15 protein-coding genes are annotated in these 15155 nt (G+C 66.8%); 3 read left to right on the top strand and 12 right to left on the bottom strand.

Going from position 1 to position 15155, the window contains the following annotated elements; genetic code table 11:
- The 5 genes from H609_RS0109465 to egtD form a co-directional block, all read right to left on the bottom strand.
- On the bottom strand, positions 1-263 hold a 263-nt coding region (locus H609_RS0109465; protein ID WP_026332120.1), incomplete at its 3' end, for a transposase.
- A 145-nt stretch (positions 264-408) separates the two neighbouring features.
- Entirely contained in the window at positions 409-915 is a 507-nt protein-coding gene (locus tag H609_RS0109460; protein ID WP_231369974.1) for a hypothetical protein, read from the bottom strand.
- 271 nt (positions 916-1186) lie between these two features.
- Positions 1187-2686, bottom strand: coding sequence for an exopolyphosphatase (gene ppx, locus H609_RS0109455; protein ID WP_028484828.1), 1500 nt, complete (start codon positions 2684-2686; stop codon positions 1187-1189).
- 2 nt (positions 2687-2688) lie between these two features.
- Positions 2689-3201 carry a histidine phosphatase family protein gene (locus H609_RS0109450; RefSeq protein ID WP_028484827.1) on the bottom strand — a complete coding sequence of 171 codons (513 nt, stop codon included), beginning with the start codon at positions 3199-3201 and terminating at the stop codon, positions 2689-2691.
- A gap of 5 nt (positions 3202-3206) precedes the next feature.
- Entirely contained in the window at positions 3207-4229 is a 1023-nt protein-coding gene (gene egtD, locus H609_RS0109445; protein WP_028484826.1) for an L-histidine N(alpha)-methyltransferase, read from the bottom strand.
- Positions 4230-4312: 83 nt separating this feature from the next.
- Here egtD and egtC point away from each other — a divergent pair, with 83 nt between their 5' ends.
- The 3 genes from egtC to H609_RS0109430 are packed head-to-tail and all read left to right on the top strand — an operon-like array spanning position 4313 to position 7058.
- Entirely contained in the window at positions 4313-5095 is a 783-nt protein-coding gene (gene egtC / locus H609_RS0109440) for an ergothioneine biosynthesis protein EgtC (RefSeq protein WP_018867345.1), read from the top strand.
- Between the two features lie 15 nt (positions 5096-5110).
- On the top strand, positions 5111-6295 hold the full coding sequence (locus H609_RS0109435; RefSeq protein WP_028484825.1) for an SUMF1/EgtB/PvdO family nonheme iron enzyme: 1185 nt from the start codon (positions 5111-5113) through the stop codon (positions 6293-6295).
- A 10-nt stretch (positions 6296-6305) separates the two neighbouring features.
- A complete protein-coding gene (locus H609_RS0109430) occupies positions 6306-7058 on the top strand; it encodes an SIMPL domain-containing protein (protein ID WP_028484824.1) in 753 nt (250 codons plus the stop codon).
- A gap of 286 nt (positions 7059-7344) precedes the next feature.
- Here H609_RS0109430 and H609_RS0109425 read toward each other — a convergent pair whose 3' ends face one another.
- From H609_RS0109425 to flgG, 7 genes are all read right to left on the bottom strand, one after another.
- Positions 7345-8034: a hypothetical protein gene (locus H609_RS0109425; RefSeq protein WP_018877823.1), complete on the bottom strand. Its 690-nt coding sequence runs from the start codon at positions 8032-8034 to the stop codon at positions 7345-7347.
- A 76-nt stretch (positions 8035-8110) separates the two neighbouring features.
- A complete protein-coding gene (flgL, locus tag H609_RS0109420) occupies positions 8111-9367 on the bottom strand; it encodes a flagellar hook-associated protein FlgL (protein WP_028484823.1) in 1257 nt (418 codons plus the stop codon).
- Between the two features lie 21 nt (positions 9368-9388).
- Positions 9389-11275: a flagellar hook-associated protein FlgK gene (flgK, locus tag H609_RS0109415; protein ID WP_028484822.1), complete on the bottom strand. Its 1887-nt coding sequence runs from the start codon at positions 11273-11275 to the stop codon at positions 9389-9391.
- Positions 11276-11337: 62 nt separating this feature from the next.
- Positions 11338-12375, bottom strand: a complete 1038-nt coding sequence (gene flgJ, locus H609_RS0109410; protein WP_028484821.1) for a flagellar assembly peptidoglycan hydrolase FlgJ — start codon at positions 12373-12375, stop codon at positions 11338-11340.
- A complete protein-coding gene (locus H609_RS0109405) occupies positions 12375-13592 on the bottom strand; it encodes a flagellar basal body P-ring protein FlgI (RefSeq protein WP_018867338.1) in 1218 nt (405 codons plus the stop codon). The genes flgJ and H609_RS0109405 overlap by 1 nt, the downstream gene beginning before the upstream one ends.
- A 27-nt stretch (positions 13593-13619) precedes the next feature.
- The gene (gene flgH, locus H609_RS0109400) at positions 13620-14318 is read right to left on the bottom strand and encodes a flagellar basal body L-ring protein FlgH (protein WP_018867337.1); all 699 of its coding nucleotides are present in this window, start codon (positions 14316-14318) and stop codon (positions 13620-13622) included.
- A 4-nt stretch (positions 14319-14322) separates the two neighbouring features.
- Positions 14323-15111 carry a flagellar basal-body rod protein FlgG gene (flgG, locus tag H609_RS0109395; protein ID WP_018873722.1) on the bottom strand — a complete coding sequence of 263 codons (789 nt, stop codon included), beginning with the start codon at positions 15109-15111 and terminating at the stop codon, positions 14323-14325.
- Positions 15112-15155 lie beyond the last annotated feature (44 nt).

Here is a 15155-nt window from a genome sequence, read left to right as displayed (position 1 = left end):
AACTGGCCGTTGCGGTCCCGGGGGACCCGCAACTCCAGCTTGCCCACGCGCGTGATCAGGGTGCGCGGGTAGTACCCGGCTCGGTAGCCCAGGCGGCCCTCGGTGCGCTCGCCCGGTGCCGCCTGGAGCTGGTCGCTCATCTCGGCTTCCAGAACCTGCTGGACCGCCTCGCGCACCAGCGTGCGCATCAGTTCCTCGTCTGTCCCCAAAAGCGCTCGCAGTGACGTGCGATCCGCAGTAGCCTGGCTCTTGTGAGTGGTCATGGTCTCGCCCTCCTTGAGGGGTTCCGGTGGTCGCTAACCAACCCGAATACCATGGCCGCTCACCTCCTGCCAGCTTCTGCACATAACTCAGCACACTACTGGTCGCTGGGTTCCCTACCCGTTCACAACACACCCGGTAAGCGCCTCAGCTCCCGCGGTTTTCTGTATCCGCTTCACTTTGACGCTCGGAGCGCGGCACATCATGCAGTCCGCCCAGCAGGGTGACCTCGGCGTCGCCATGACGCAGCAGGTCCTGCAACAGCACCACGATCCCGGCCACGCAGAGGAACAGCCCGAAGTTCAGTCCGATCGACTGCACATGGCGGAGCACAAAGAAGAACTCCGCCTCCTGCGCCGGAATCCACAGGATCGGCGCCATCACCCCCAGCAACGCCACGAATGCATACACCATGAAACGGATGAAGTGCACCGGTACCCGCCGGATGCTCAGGCCGTACACAATGGTGGCCACGATCAGCACACTCGCCGTCGCCTGAACCGCGATCATGGCCCGGTCGGTGATGAACACGTACCGGCCCTCCTCGTAGGTGGCTTCGCTGAGCCCGCCGAACATGGCCACCAGCAGGGCGTTTCCGACCACATACACCAGACTGAGCAGGAAGGGCAGTGCCAGCAACCGGTTGTGCCGCATCAACCGGAACCCCGTAGCCGACCACCAGATGCCGATCCACAACGGCACCGACAGCACCTAGGGCAACACTGATTAATGTGCACGCTCGCGTTGGCATCCCAGGTTCTCCGAGACAAGGCGCGTCGCGCAGCGGGTAGTGGTTCTACCCGCAAGTGGCGCAACGCAGGATCGGGGAACCTGGGATGCCAACGCGAGCGTGCACATTAATCAGTGTTGCCCTAGATCCAGACCACCAGCGTCAGCATTGCATCCATCCTTTCCGAATCCGCCGTCAGGCGTACTCGAGTTGCAGTGCGTGGCGGGCCCATTCCTCGCGCTCGGCGTCGAGGTCGGCCCGTGTCAGGGGATGGGCATCCAGCCATCCCGTCGCAAAGCTCAGTGCGAGGCCGTCCGTCGTCGCCTCGATACGCTCCAGCGGCACCGGATCGGGTGCCCGCGAGCGATGCAGCAGCACGGCCAGGCGCAACAGCACCGCCATATACCGGAAGGCGCCCGCACGATCCTCACGCACATCGCCCAGAAGCTTGGGTTTCAGGCTCCGCCGGTGCAGGCGTACCAGCAGTGCAAGCTCCGCCTGCTCCGGCTGCGAGAACCCGGGCAGGTCGGCCCATGTGAGGATGTATTCACCGTGCTTGTGGTACTTGCTGTGGGCCAGGGCGAGGCCGATCTCGTGCAGCTCGGCAGCCCAGTCCAGACGCTCGGCGTCGTCCCCGTCCAGCCCCCAGGCCGCGCGCACCGCGGTGACCAGGCGTGCCACCGTGGCCTGGACGCGCTCGGCCTGGGCCGGGTCCACCGCAAAGCGCCGGCGCAGATGATGAATGGTGCGCCCGCGCACGTCCTCGTGCCGGAAGCGACCCAGCAGGTCATGCACCACTCCCTCGCGCAGCGCCCCGTCGGAGGGATGCAGGCGCTCGATGCCCAGCGCCTCGAACACGCCCAGCAGGACCGCCAGTCCGCCGGCGATGACCGGCGCCCGCTCTGCCGCCAGGCCGGGGAACTCCAGCCCGTCGATCGAGCCCTGCTCGATCAGTGCGTCCCGCAGCCGCTCGAGGGCCTGCCGGTCCATGCCCGGCGCCGGGTCCAGGCCCGACTCCTGCACCATGCGGTCCAGCGCGAGGATCGTGCCCGAGGCCCCGAGTGCCTGATCCCATCCCTCGGCCCGGTAGGCGCTGGCAATCGGCTGCAGTTCCTGCTCCGCTCGCAGCCGGGCGGCATCGAAGGCCTTGCGACTCAGCTTGCCGTCGGCGAAGAAGCGCCGGGTAAAGGTCACACACCCCATCTCGAGGCTCTCGGCCAGGACCGGCTCGAAGCGTTCCCCAATAATGAACTCGGTGCTGCCGCCGCCGATATCCATCACCAGGCGCCGGCCACTGTCATCCGCCAGCGTGTGGGCCACGCCGAGGTAGATCAGCCGTGCCTCCTCGCGCCCGGCGATGATCTCCACCGGATGTCCGAGGGCGTGCTCCGCCGACCGCAGAAAGGCCCGGCTGTCATGCATCTGGCGCAGCGTGTTGGTCCCAACGACCCGCACATGACCGCGCGGCAGCTGACGCAGCCGCTGGCCGAAACGATCCAGGCAGTCCAAAGCCCGCTGGGCGACCTCCGGATCCAGCTGTCCCTGATCGTCGAGGCCGCTGGCAAGCCGCACCATCTCCTTGAGCCGGTCCACCTTCAGGACCTCGCCATCCTGGCGCCGAGCCACAATCATGTGAAAGCTGTTGGATCCCAGATCGACGGCCGCAACCGTCTCCGTATGGTGAGCCTCCTGCATGCCTAATGCGCCTCCCCATCGGCCAGCCGTTCGAGGACCCGCCGCGGGAGGTGCCAGACAAGGCGCATCGGTCCCGGCAGCGAACCCGCCAGCCCGCAGGCATCGCCCTTGCCCATATGCACCAGACTCCGCCCTCCGGGCGCGCCCAGCAAGCAGCTGGCCAGGAGCGACAGGTCGGGCTCGTGGCCCACCAGCACCAACCCGCCGTTCGCCGGCAGGTTCCGGGCCAGGGCCTCGACCTCCAGCCCGGCGGGTTGTCCCGGAGCGAGCCATTTCTTCTGTCGCACCGGTACATCCAGCGCCTGGGAAAGGGGGATCGCCGTCTGCCGGGCGCGCAGATAGGGGCTGCACAGAAGCTCCACGGAAGCCGGCAGCAGATCGCCCAGCGCCTGGGCCATGCGCACCGCGCTGACCTGTCCCTTTGCGGTCAGCGGCCGGTCACGATCGGCCCCGTCCCAGTCGCCGGGATTACCGGCCTGGGCATGCCGCACCAGCACCAGCCGCGGTTCCCGCATGCCGATCAGGCCGCCCCGGGCCGCAGCAGAAACAGGGAGTACCACGCCTCGGGCGCCGACCACTCGGCCTCGTGTTCCAGCCCCGCCGCCGCCACCAGACCATCGACCGCCTCGCGGCTGAACTTGCGCGATATCTCGGTGCGGATAATCTCGCCTGCCGCGATCTCCAGGCGAGCCTCGGGCTCCGAGACCTGCACGACCTGGTCGCGACGCGCCACCAGGTGCATCTCGATCCGCGAATGCTCTTCCACGAAGGGCGCGCGGTGATCGAACCCCTCGGGGTCGAAATCCGCCCCCAGCTCGGTATTCAGCACCGACAGCAGATTCAGATTGAACGCCGCGGTGACCCCCGCCGCATCGTTGTAGGCCGCCTCCAGCACCGGACGCGGCTTGACCCGGTCCAGCCCCAGCAACAGGCGATCCTCCGCATTCATGGTCGCGCGGATCCGGGTCAGCAGGGCGGCGGCCTCTGGGTCCTCGAAATTCCCCAGACTGCTGCCGAGAAAGGCGAACAGTCGGGGACCGTCGCCGCGCGCGCCGGAGACCTCGCCCAGGTGGCCCAGGGCCGCCGCATAGTCGCCGCACAGACTGTCCACCCGCAGTTGATCGAAGCGCTGCAAGAGCCGCTCGCCCGCCTCGTCCAGGATCTCGCCACACACGTCATTAGCGACGTAATGGGGCGCCGCCACGCGCCGCTCCAGGGCGGCCAGCAGGTATTCGGTCTTGCGCGAGGTCCCGCTGCCCAGCTCGAACAGCGTCCGGGCGCCGGATGCCTCCACGATCGCATCGGCATGGTGCTCCAGGAGCTCGGCCTCCAGGCGGGTCGGGTAGTATTCCGGCGTGTCGCAAATCGCATCGAACAGCTGCGAACCCCGTGCATCGTAGAAGTACTTCGGCGGCAGGGATCGCGGCGGCTCGAGCATCCCCGCGCGAAAATCGGCCAGTAACTCGGCGTGGGCATCGCGTTCTTCCACCACCCGGCGGCTGTAACGGGAGGAAACGGGTACAACGCAGGCGTCGGCGGACATGCGGGCTTCCGTATCAAGAGGGTTTGCGGCACGCTAGCATGAAACCACCGACGTCCCAACTGCCCCCAGGGAAGCCCGGATCAATGTGCCGACACCTCGCTTATCTGGGTCCTCCGATCACGCTGCGCAGCCTGATCCTGGATCCCCCCCACAACCTGATCGAACAGGCCATGGCGCCCCAGGAACTGGTGTACGCGCGGGTCAATGCCGATGGCTTCGGCTTCGGCTGGTTCGGGGCCGGGGGCATGGCGCGCCATTACCGCCGAGCCGACCCGCTCTGGCAGGATCCCAATCTGGAAGATCTGGCCAGCGACATGACCCAGCCCCTCTGGATTGCGGCCATCCGCAGCGCAACCCCCGGCTTCGGGGGCGACTCGGTTAATGCCCAGCCGTTCGCTCGGGACGGCCTGCTGTACAGCCATAACGGCCTGATCAGCCGCTTCCGGCCGGATGTGCGGCGCCAGATCCAGAACATCCTCAGCCACGAGATCGAAGCCAGCATCGAGGGCACAACCGACTCGGAACACCTGTTCGCGCTGGTGCGGCAGTACCTGGCCGATGACGAGAACGCCACGCTGGAAGGCGCCCTCGGCGAGGCGTTCTCGACCATCGAGGCCTGGCTGGGCACGGATACCGCCCTGCTGAACGTGATCCTGTCCGACGGGCGCCGCATCATCGCCAGCCGCCACGCGATCAACGCGCCCTGCCCCAGCCTCTACTACACCACCGATGACGAGACATTCCCCGAGGACAGCGTAGTCGTGGCATCGGAACCGCTGACGGATCGCGAGCGCTGGCGCCCGGTGCCATCCGGCCACCTGCTGATCCTGGATCCCGACGAACCGCCGGAACTCCTGGCCTTGTAACGCGCTCCACCGGATATGAACGCCGTCCATCCGCTATCGAACGCGTCCGAACCGGACCTCGTGGAGTGCCTGTCCGTCCAGCACGACCGCCTGAACGCGGCGCTTCTCGCCACCCCGGAACACGAGTGGCGCAATCAGTACCACCCGGACCTCAGCCCCATAGGTTGGCATTACGCCCATTGCCATTTCATCGAGGCAGTCTGGCTGCACGAACGGATTTTGGGTGAGCCGCCGCTCGCACGGCGGGATTGGCACGACCTGTATTTCCCGGAGCAAAGCCCGAAATGGCGCCGCGGCGGGCGCCTCCCACCCCGCCACTCGCTGCTCGAGTGGGGCCGGGCGTGTCAGCAGCACCACCTGGAGCTTTTGCACGCCCACCCGGAGGTGCGCCGCCATCCCCTGCTTGAAAACGACTACCTGACCGGTTTCCTCGCGCAGCACCACGCGATGCATCTGGAGAGTCTCGAACAGGTGCGCTGGTTTGCCCGCCTGCAACACCCCGAAGCCGGCCCTGTACAAACCTCCGAGACCGCGCACCGGCCTTGCAACGACTGGATCGAGTGCCCGGGGGGCGAACACATCGCCGGCAGCGATTCCATCACCGCCTTCGACAACGAGCGCGGCCGACACACCGTGCGGCTCGCGCCCCACGCCATCCGTGCACACCCCGTCACCAACGCCGAGGTCGCGGCCTTCATCGAGGCCGACGGATATCACCCCGGCCCTCACTGGGACGAATCCGGCCGGGCGTGGCTGGAACAGACGGGGGTCACCGCCCCGCTGGGCTGGGGGCGCCGGTCCGACGGCACACGAGTCCAGACCCTGCCGGGCGGCACCCAGCGGCTCGAGCCCCGGGCACCCGCCGTCGGCCTCTCCTGGTTCGAGGCCACGGCCTACGCGCGCTGGGTTGGCGCCCGCCTGCCCCACGAACACGAGTGGGAGCATGCCGCGCAGGCCGGTTGGCTAGCCGGTACAGGGCAGGTCTGGGAATGGTGTGCGAACCCCTTTCAACCCTACCCGGGTTTCCGGCCCTACCCCTATGATGAATACTCCCTGCCCTGGTTCGACGGGAAGCACTACGTCCTGCGCGGCGGCAGTGCCTGGAGCGACCCGCTGCTCACCCGGACGACCCTGCGCAATTTCTTCACTCCCGATAAACGCCACGTATTCGCCGGCATCCGCCTGGCCCGCGACCTCTAAGGAAACACCCATGCGACCGAACCACATCCCGCTTGCCCACCGGACATCCTGGCTCGTCGCCGGCCTCGCCGTACTTGCACTGGCGATCCCCGGGACCGCTGTTGGCAGCGATGGCGCCACGACGCTTTCCCTGACCGGCAAGACCGAACGGCAGGTCGCCAACGATCACATGACCGTACAGATGCAGACCGAGGCGCGCGCCCCGGAGGCTGCCACAGCCGCGGCTACCGTCAACCGGAACATGGAGGCGGCCCTGGAACGCGCGGGCGAACACGATGCCGTCGAGGCCCGCACCATTGGCTATTCGACCCGCCCTATCTACGACGCCGACGACCGCAGCCGCATCAACGCCTGGCAGGTCCAGCAGAACCTGGAACTGACCAGCGGCGACTTCGACCGCCTGGGCGAACTGGTAGGCACCCTCCAGCGGCACGACCTCACGGTGAGTCAGATCCGTTTTTCCCTGAGCCCCGAGGCCCGCGAGGAACACCGCGAGGCCATGATCGAAGAGGCCATGGACGACCTGAAGGATCAGGCGCGCGTCATCGCGCGCTCACTGGGCGCCACCCACCTGCGCGTTCTGGAAGTGGAACTGCCGGCTGAAGCCTACAATGGCCCGCAGCCGATGATGGCCATGCGGGCGATGGACGAATCCGCCAGCCAGCCGGCGCTAGAGGCCGGGCACTCCACCCTGAGCCTCAGCGTACGCGGCCGCCTGCAGGCCCTTGGTGCCGAAACCCTGCGCGTCGGCCCCGCCCGGTAACCCACGGCACCTGCCGCAAGGTGCCGCGAGGCGATTCCAAACCGCGCCTCACCGAGAGCCCTTGCGCCGAAACGTCATCACGGCCGGAGCGCAGCGCAGAGCCGGGATCGCCAGTTCCCTGCCCCAGGCCTTTCCCAGTCCATCGTTGCAGATCCCGGATAACCGCTTCGCGGCTTCCGGGGTGACACAGCGCGGCGGCATCGCGTGTGACCTTGGGAGGTCCCGCGCACCGTCCAGAACAGGCCGTCGGCCCGGGGACGGATGCATGACTCCACAAGGCACTCCCTCAGCGGGCGAGCTCCAGGGCCAGCTCGCCGTCGCGCACCTCGATGGATTCGATGCCGGCGCGCAGTTGCTGGAAGGGCTCCAGCCCCAGCAGATCCTCGTCCTTGAGCCCGCCAAGCCAGGCATCCGGCAGCGGGATCCCGGCAACGCTGACGCCCACCAGCCGCGCGTGCACCTGGCCCTCTTCCGTACCAAAGCGAACGCCCGAGCGCACATTAAGGACGCGTCCGCCCAGAAGGGGGATATCCGGCGGCACATCGATGCGCACCCGCGTGCTCACCTGTCCCGGCGTCAGGCGGATCGCCACCCGCCCGGCCAGGTCCGGGTCCTGCGCGATCAGCGCATTCAGCTCGCGTTCGCTGAATTGCACCACCCGGGCCTCGGCGCGTTCCTCGTAGAGTTCGGGGACCAGCGGCTCGGCTTCGGCGTCGAGATCGATGATCGGATCGCCTGGTGCGCTATCGGGGCGGGGCTCCGCATCGCGCGGACCCAACGCCCGCAGCTTGGCTTCCAGCTCCGCCTGCTCCTGGACATTCAGGGTCACCGGCTCGGGTTCGCCCGACTGCAGGTGGATTACGCCCCAGAAACCGGCCCACAACGCAGCCAGGATCAGCAGGACGATCAGATAGCGCGGGGGCCGCCCGGTGGAACGGTACTGGATGGGCGCGGAGGGTTCGTTGTTCTTGGCCATGCCGGAGTCTCGCAGATCACAATGGCGTCATGGTCGCACAAAGGCGCGACCATGATCCGCACGGCCGGGGCATGGATCAGAGGAAGTCGAACAGCGACAGGCGGTTCACCTGGGTATAGGTCTGCTGCGCGGCCTGAAGGGCCACCTGCTGCTGGTTGAAGCGGCTGATGGCCTCGGCATAGTCCAGATCGCGGATCTCGGAAACCGCGCTGTTCAGGTCCACCAGGCGGTCCTCGTTCAGGTCCTTCTGCTGATCGAAGCTCTTCAGCCGCGAGCCGACCTCGGCCCGGATGTCGCTGAAGTTGCCCAGCACCGCATCCAGGTCGGCCAGTGCCGTGTTGCTGGCGGTCGCAAGATTGGCCCGGCTGGTGCCGCTGGCACCGCCCTCTTCCAGCGCCGCGATAATCGCGTCCAGCGTCTCGAACACGCTCTTGTTTTCGGCGGCGCGGGACAAGACCTGATCCCCAGCCTGGGGTGTGCCACTGAGGGTGATACTCCGCCCCTCAAAAAGGACCGCCTCACCGGCCACAAAAGGCCGATCTTCCATCGAATTCCCGGAATTGTCTTCGGCGAACTGGGTATCTCCATTCTCATCTACATAGGTGATGGAAAACTGGACGTTCCCGCCGGCGTCTTCAGAGAATTCAATCGTGTAGTCGCGCTCATCCAGTGCACCAACGTCGCTTACACCGGTTTGCTCCACAACAAGAGTACTGCCGGGTTCCCGATTGAGCACCTCGGCCCCGACCCGCCCGTCGTTCTCCGGAATGTCCATGAACACCCGCGCACCGGTATCGCCCACCGGCACCTTGCGGTTGGCCGAGATTGCGACCTCGCGGACGCTGCCCGTACCCTCGGCCCCCTCATAGCGCACCGCGCCCGTGCCATCCTGCTGGAAGGGCTGCTGCAAGGACTTCGTCCCGGCGAAGAGGTATTCGCCGTTGGGATCCTTGGTGTTGGAGATGTCGAACAGGCCCTCTCGTAACTGACGCAGTTCGCCGGCCAGATAGCTGCGGGTTTCGTTGGTCTGGGAATCGTTGTTGCCGGCCACCACCAGTTCGCGCGCCCGCTGCAGCAGATCCGTCCCGCTTTGCAGGGCCGATTCCTCCTGCTGCAGGCGTGGTTGGGTGTTGTCGATATTGCGCTGGTACTGTTTGGTGGCCTGGATGATGCGTTCGAACTGGTTGACCTGGGTGGCCCCGCTCGGGTCATCGGAGGGGCTCAGGATGCGCTCGCCGCGACCCATCTGCAGCGAGGTCCGGTTCAGCTCCGTCTGGCCCCGCTGGATCTGGTCGATCCCGGTCTGGAAGATCTGGGTGGTCGAGATGCGCATGTCCGTGTCTCCCGGTGGGCGCTAGCGGCGGAAGGCGCCGAGCAGTGAGTCGAACAGCGAGTTGCTGACCGAGATGACCTGGGCCGCCGCCTGATAGGCCTGCTGGTAGCGGATCAGATCCGCCGCCTCTTCGTCCAGATTGACGCCGGACACTGCCTCACGCTGCGCCCGCGCCTGTGCCAGCTGCGCATCGGCGGACTCCTGCGCGACCTGGGCCTGCCGGGTGCGCGTGCCGACATTCGCCAGCAGGCTGTTGTAGCCGTCCCCGAAGGTCCGGTCACCGCCCACCAGGCGCTCGTCCGACAGCTCGTTCATCGCCAGCATGTTGCGGTTGTCGCCGGGATACCCCTCGTTGCTACTGACCTCGAAGGTATCGCCATCGGCAGGCGTGCCACGGATCTCCATTTCCCAGCCGTTGGCGGTAATCGTTGTTACCCCATCGGGATCCAGTGCGAATGTTTCCCCATTCACCGAGAATTCCTGGTTCGCCTCGTCGTAGGTCACCACCGCATCGGCCAGCAAATCCGGATCAGTGGCGTCCACCGCCTGGACCGAACCGATGCTTGCATCTCCGGCGTTGTCTCCACCCACATCGGCCCGCACCGCAGCGGCGGCTGCGATGCCGCCCGGATCGCTCATCTCGACCGACAGGTCACGGGCACCATTCCGGGTCGGCTGGATCAGCCATTCGTCACCATCCACGGCGCCACCGAGACCGTCGACATCGATCACCAGTCCGTCAACCGGATCCGCCACGTTGTCGCCATCCAGATTCAGCGTGGTCGTTTCACCATCCGAAAGGCGTGTGAGCTGGTAGTCCGACCCGTCGTAACTCAGGCGATAATCCGATGTGGTCAAGTCGCGGGTATCACCAAAGGTCACGCCCGGCACCGCGTTCAGACTGTTCCCCGGAAAACTGCGCACCGCCGGATCCCCGATCCCGAAGATATCCGCACCCAGCTCGTCGTTCAGATCCAGCCCCAGGTTGTTCTGCTGGTTGTATTCCGCCCCGATGCTGATCGCGAGCCGGCCCAGGGTGTTCTGGGCCTCGTCGATGATCCCGGTGCGCGTCTCCAGCAACGCACCCAGCTCGCCGCCCTGGATGAAGCGGGAGATGTTCACCGGGTCGCCACTGGTGGCCAGCCCGATGTCCGGGGAGCGCGGGTCGCCTGTGAGCGACTCGGCGACCAGCTCGCGGTTGTTGCCGCCCAGCACCAGGGCCTGGCCGTTGCCGACGAAGACGTTGACCGCTCCGTCATCCTGCTCGGTGATGCGGACGTTGACCTTCTCCGCCAGCTGGTTCAGCACACGGTCGCGCTGGTCCAGCAGGTCGTTCGGGGTGCCCTGCGTGGACTTGGACACGATCTCGCGGTTGAGCCCGGCGATCGCATCGGTCAGGGAGTTGATCTCCTCGACGTTGGTGCGGATCTGGCCATTAATGATGTCGCGCTGCTCCTCGATGCGCCGGTCGATGGAGGCAAAACGCTCAGCCAGGGATTCCGCCTCGGTCAGGAAGACCGTGCGCGCGGCACTGGACGTCGGGTCGTTGGCCAGATCCTGGCCGGCGTCGAAAAAGTCCTGCAGTACCGGCGTCAGACCGGAACTGGAGCTGCCCAGCAGGTCGTCGATGCGCCCGGCCAGCGAGGCCTTCAGCTCGGCATTCGACTGATCGGAGATCGAATTGCGCAGCTGGGTGTTCACGAAGTCGTCGGAGATGCGCCGAACCGTGTCCACCTGCACGCCCTGTCCCTGGAAGCTGCCCCCCAGGAACTGCGGCGTCAGGTTGGACAACTCGGTGCGTTGCCGGCTGTAGCCCTCGGTCGCGGAGTTCGCGATGTTGTTGCTGGTCGTCCCGATCGCGCGCTGGAAGGCCAGCAGGGCCGAGGTGCCGATCCCGGACGCGCTCATGCCCGCGCCTCCCGCGAAACCGCTCGTTCAACCACCGGATTGGGCCATTTCTGCTTCATGCTCTACCCCTCGGTACGGGTAACGGCCGCATCGGCCGCGACTTGAGTCGATCCACTGCCCTGGTGCGCGGCCAACTGATCGCGCAGGCGCAGGACCTTGTCCGCATAGGCCGGATCCGTCGCGTAACCGGCGTCCTGCAGCTCGCGAATGTACTGTGCGTCATCCCCGGCCTGCAGGGCCCGGTGGTAACGCGGATTGTTACGAATGAACTCGACGTAATCGGAGAACGACTCTGACGGATCGGCATAGGCACGGAAACGCGCCTGCTCCCTTTGCGCAACCCCCTCACGGAACTCGAGGGTGCCCACGGAGACCTGATCCCCGTTCCAGCGGCTGTCCGCCTTGATCCCGAACAGGTTGAAGCTCGGCTGGCCGTCGGCGCGCGACGGCACGTGCTGTCCCCAGCCGGTCTCCAGGGCACTCTGCGCCAGCAGGATGCCGGGTTCGACCCCGAGCTCCGCGGCCGCATCCCGCGCCAGGGGCTCCAGGCTCTGCACAAACTCGGCGGCGTCCCGCGGGGGCCAGGCGATGGGTGATGGCGCCGCCGCCCCCGCGCTCGGTTGCGGGGCCACAGCATCGGGGCGCTGCGGCCCCACCGGCTGCAACTCGGGCTCCACATCGCCCTGCAGTACGCGCAGGGTATCCAGTCCCGACCGCCGCTGCGGCAGTTCGAGTGCCGCCTGGCGATCCGGGTCATTCAAGGCCTCGGGATCTGCGGGTTGCTGCGCGGAGAGCTGGCGCATCAGGGCATCGCGCAGGCCGATGCCATCGCCCTGGCTCATGGCCTTGGCGAATTCCTGGTCCTGCATTTCCAGGTACATCTTGCTCTGGTCGTTGTCGAACAGGCCATCGCCCAGCGAGGCCTCGCGCATCTGCTTGAGCATCTGGCCAATCAGCATCGCCTCGAACTCGCGGGCGACGGCCTCCAGGCCCTTCTGATCGCCCGAACGCGCTCCCCGGGCCAGATCCTGCAGGCCGCTGGGGTCCGAGGCCAGGGCCGCGCGGGCCTGCATCTGGGTATCGACACCCGGGGTGATCATCAGATGACCACCAGCTCCGCGCGTAGCGCGCCGGCTTCGCGAAGGGCCTCCAGGATCGCGACCAGGTCGCCGGGGGCGGCCCCCACGTTATTCACCGCGCGCACGATCTCGTCCAGCGAGGTGCCCGGATCGAACAGGAACATGGTGTTGTCGCCCTCCTCGATCGCAATGTCGGTATCCGGCTGGATCGCTGTCTCGCCCGCGCCGAAGGGTGCCGGCTGGACGACCTGCGGGGCCTCGCTGATCGTCACCGTCAGGCTGCCGTGCGAGACGGCGGCCGGGGTCACCTGCACGCTGGAGCCGATCACCACCGTCCCGGTGCGCGAGTTGACGATCACCCGCGCCGGTGGCGCACCGCGCTCAATCGGCAGGCGCTCCAGCTCGGCGACAAAGCCGACCCGGTGATCCGGGTTGGACGGCGCGCGCACGCGCACCGACGATCCATCCAGGGCATGGGCGACCCCCTGGCCGAAGGTATCGTTCACCGTCTGTACCAGGCGGTTGGCCGTAGTGAAGTCCGGGCGGTGCAGATTCAGGGTGACATGATCCCCCTGGGCAAACGCGGTCGGGACCTCGCGTTCCACTGTGGCACCATTGGGGATCCGGCCGACACTCGGCACGTTCACGGTGATGCGCGAACCATCGGTCCCCTCGGCCCCGAAGCCCCCGACCACCAGATTGCCCTGGGCGATGCTGTAGGTCTGCCCGTCCGCCCCCTTGAGCGGCGTCATCAGCAGCGTGCCACCGCGCAGGCTGGTCGCGTTGCCCATCGACGAGACGGTCACGTCGATGCGCTGGCCGGACTTGGCGAATGGCGGCAGTTCGGCCGTCACCATCACGGCGGCGACGTTGCGCAGCTGCGGGTTGCCGGCATCCGGCGTCAGCCCGAGCTGGCCGAGCATATTGTTCAGGCTCTGCACGGTGAATGGCGTTTGGGTGGTCTGATCCCCCGTGCCGTCCAGGCCCACCACCAGGCCGTACCCGACCAGCTGGTTCTCGCGCACGCCGGAGACACTGGCCACGTCCTTGACTCGCTCCATGTAGCTGCGCTCCTGCATCGCCGCCTGCTGCTGGATGGCGGTCTGCGCCGCCACCGAAGCGCTCCCCGGACCGGCCACCAGCAGCGCTACCAGAACCAGCAGGGCCAAGCGCCGCCAGTCGCCGAGCGCCACGATCCGGCGGTCGTTCGCGGGTTGTTTGAGGGATATCGAGTCCATGTCGTACCTCGCCGCGCGCACGCTGCGTCAGAAGGGCCAGATCGGGCTGTTAAAGAAGCGCGTGATCCAGCCGGGGGTGTTGCTGTCCGCCAGCACGCCGGAACCGCCGTAATAGACACGAGCGTTGGCGACCTGCGTGGAGAGCACGGTGTTGTTGGTGGTCACGTCCACCGGGCGCACGATGCCGCGAAAGCGCACGTATTCTTCGCCCTGGTTGATCCCCAGCCACTTCTCGCCCTGCACGACCAGGTTGCCGTTGGGCAGGACCTCGGCCACGGTCACGGTAATCTCGCCGTCGAGCTGGTTGCTCTGCGAGGAATCCCCCGAGCCGTCGAAGTCACGCGAGCTCGAATTGCTCGCGCCAAAAAGGGGGCGCCCGTTGAAGGTGGCATCGCGGCCGAAGGCCGACAGGTTCCCCAGGTCGAGATTGGAATCCTTGCCCGTGGAGGTCGACGCCGACTTCTGCGCGTTGGTGCTCTCCGCCAGGATCACGGTGAGGATGTCGCCCACGTTGCGCGCCTTGTAGTCCTCGAAGAGGCCCTGGGAATGCGCCGCCTGGTAGATCCCGCCATTGTTCTGCGACTGCGGGACCGGCTGGGCAGGCATCACCGGGCGATATTCCGGGTTGTCGTCCGGCTTGGTTGTTTGCGTGGCGGCGCAGGCGGACAGCAGCAGTGCGGCGGTCACGGCCAGGGCCGGGCGGAGAACGGTTCCGAGGCGCGTCATCACATCACCCGATGGTCTGGTTGACGAACTGCAGCGATTGGTCAGCCGCGGAGATCGCCTTGGAGTTCACCTCGTAGGCGCGCTGGGTCTCGATCATGTTCACCAGCTCCTCGGCGATGTTCACGTTCGAGGTCTCCAGCGAGCCCTGCACCACGGTGCCGGTCCCGTTCAGGCCCGGCAGGGACTGCTGTGCCACGCCGGACGCGGCGGTCTCGCGGAACAGGTTCTCGCCCACCGCCTGCAGGCCCGCCGGGTTCACGAAGTCCGCCAGCTGGATATTGCCCAGCTCCACCGGCGCCGCCTGACCCGGGATCTGCGCGGTCACCGTGCCATCCTTGCCGATGGCCAGGGACTGCGTGTCCTCCGGTACGAACAGACCCGGCTGCAGCGGGTAGCCGTTGGACATCACGACCTGGCCGTCCGAATTCAGCTGGAAGCTGCCGTCGCGGGTATAGCCGACGTTGCCGTCGGGCAGCAGGATCTGGAAGAAGCCGCGCCCCTCGATGGCGATGTCCAGCGAGTTGTCCGTCTGCTGCAGGTTGCCCTGCTGGAACATCTTCTCGGTGGAGACGGCGCGCACGCCGGTGCCGATCTGCAGGCCCGAAGGCAGCTGCTGATCCTGGGTGGCCTGGGCGCCCGGCTGGCGCACCGTCTGGTATATCAGATCCTCGAATACCGCCCGGTCCTTCTTGAAGCCCGTGGTATTCACGTTGGCCAGGTTGTTCGAGACCGTCGACATGCGCGTGTGCTGCGCGTCGAGGCCGGTCTTGGCGATCCACAGTGCCTGGTTCATGGTGTTCTCCTGTTTTCTCTCAAGTGCCGCGCGAGTCCCGGGAA

Source organism: Thioalkalivibrio sp. ALE17, assembly GCF_000425605.1.
Classification (GTDB): Bacteria; Pseudomonadota; Gammaproteobacteria; order Ectothiorhodospirales; family Ectothiorhodospiraceae; genus Thioalkalivibrio.
This window is presented reverse-complemented; position numbering and strand designations above follow the sequence as displayed.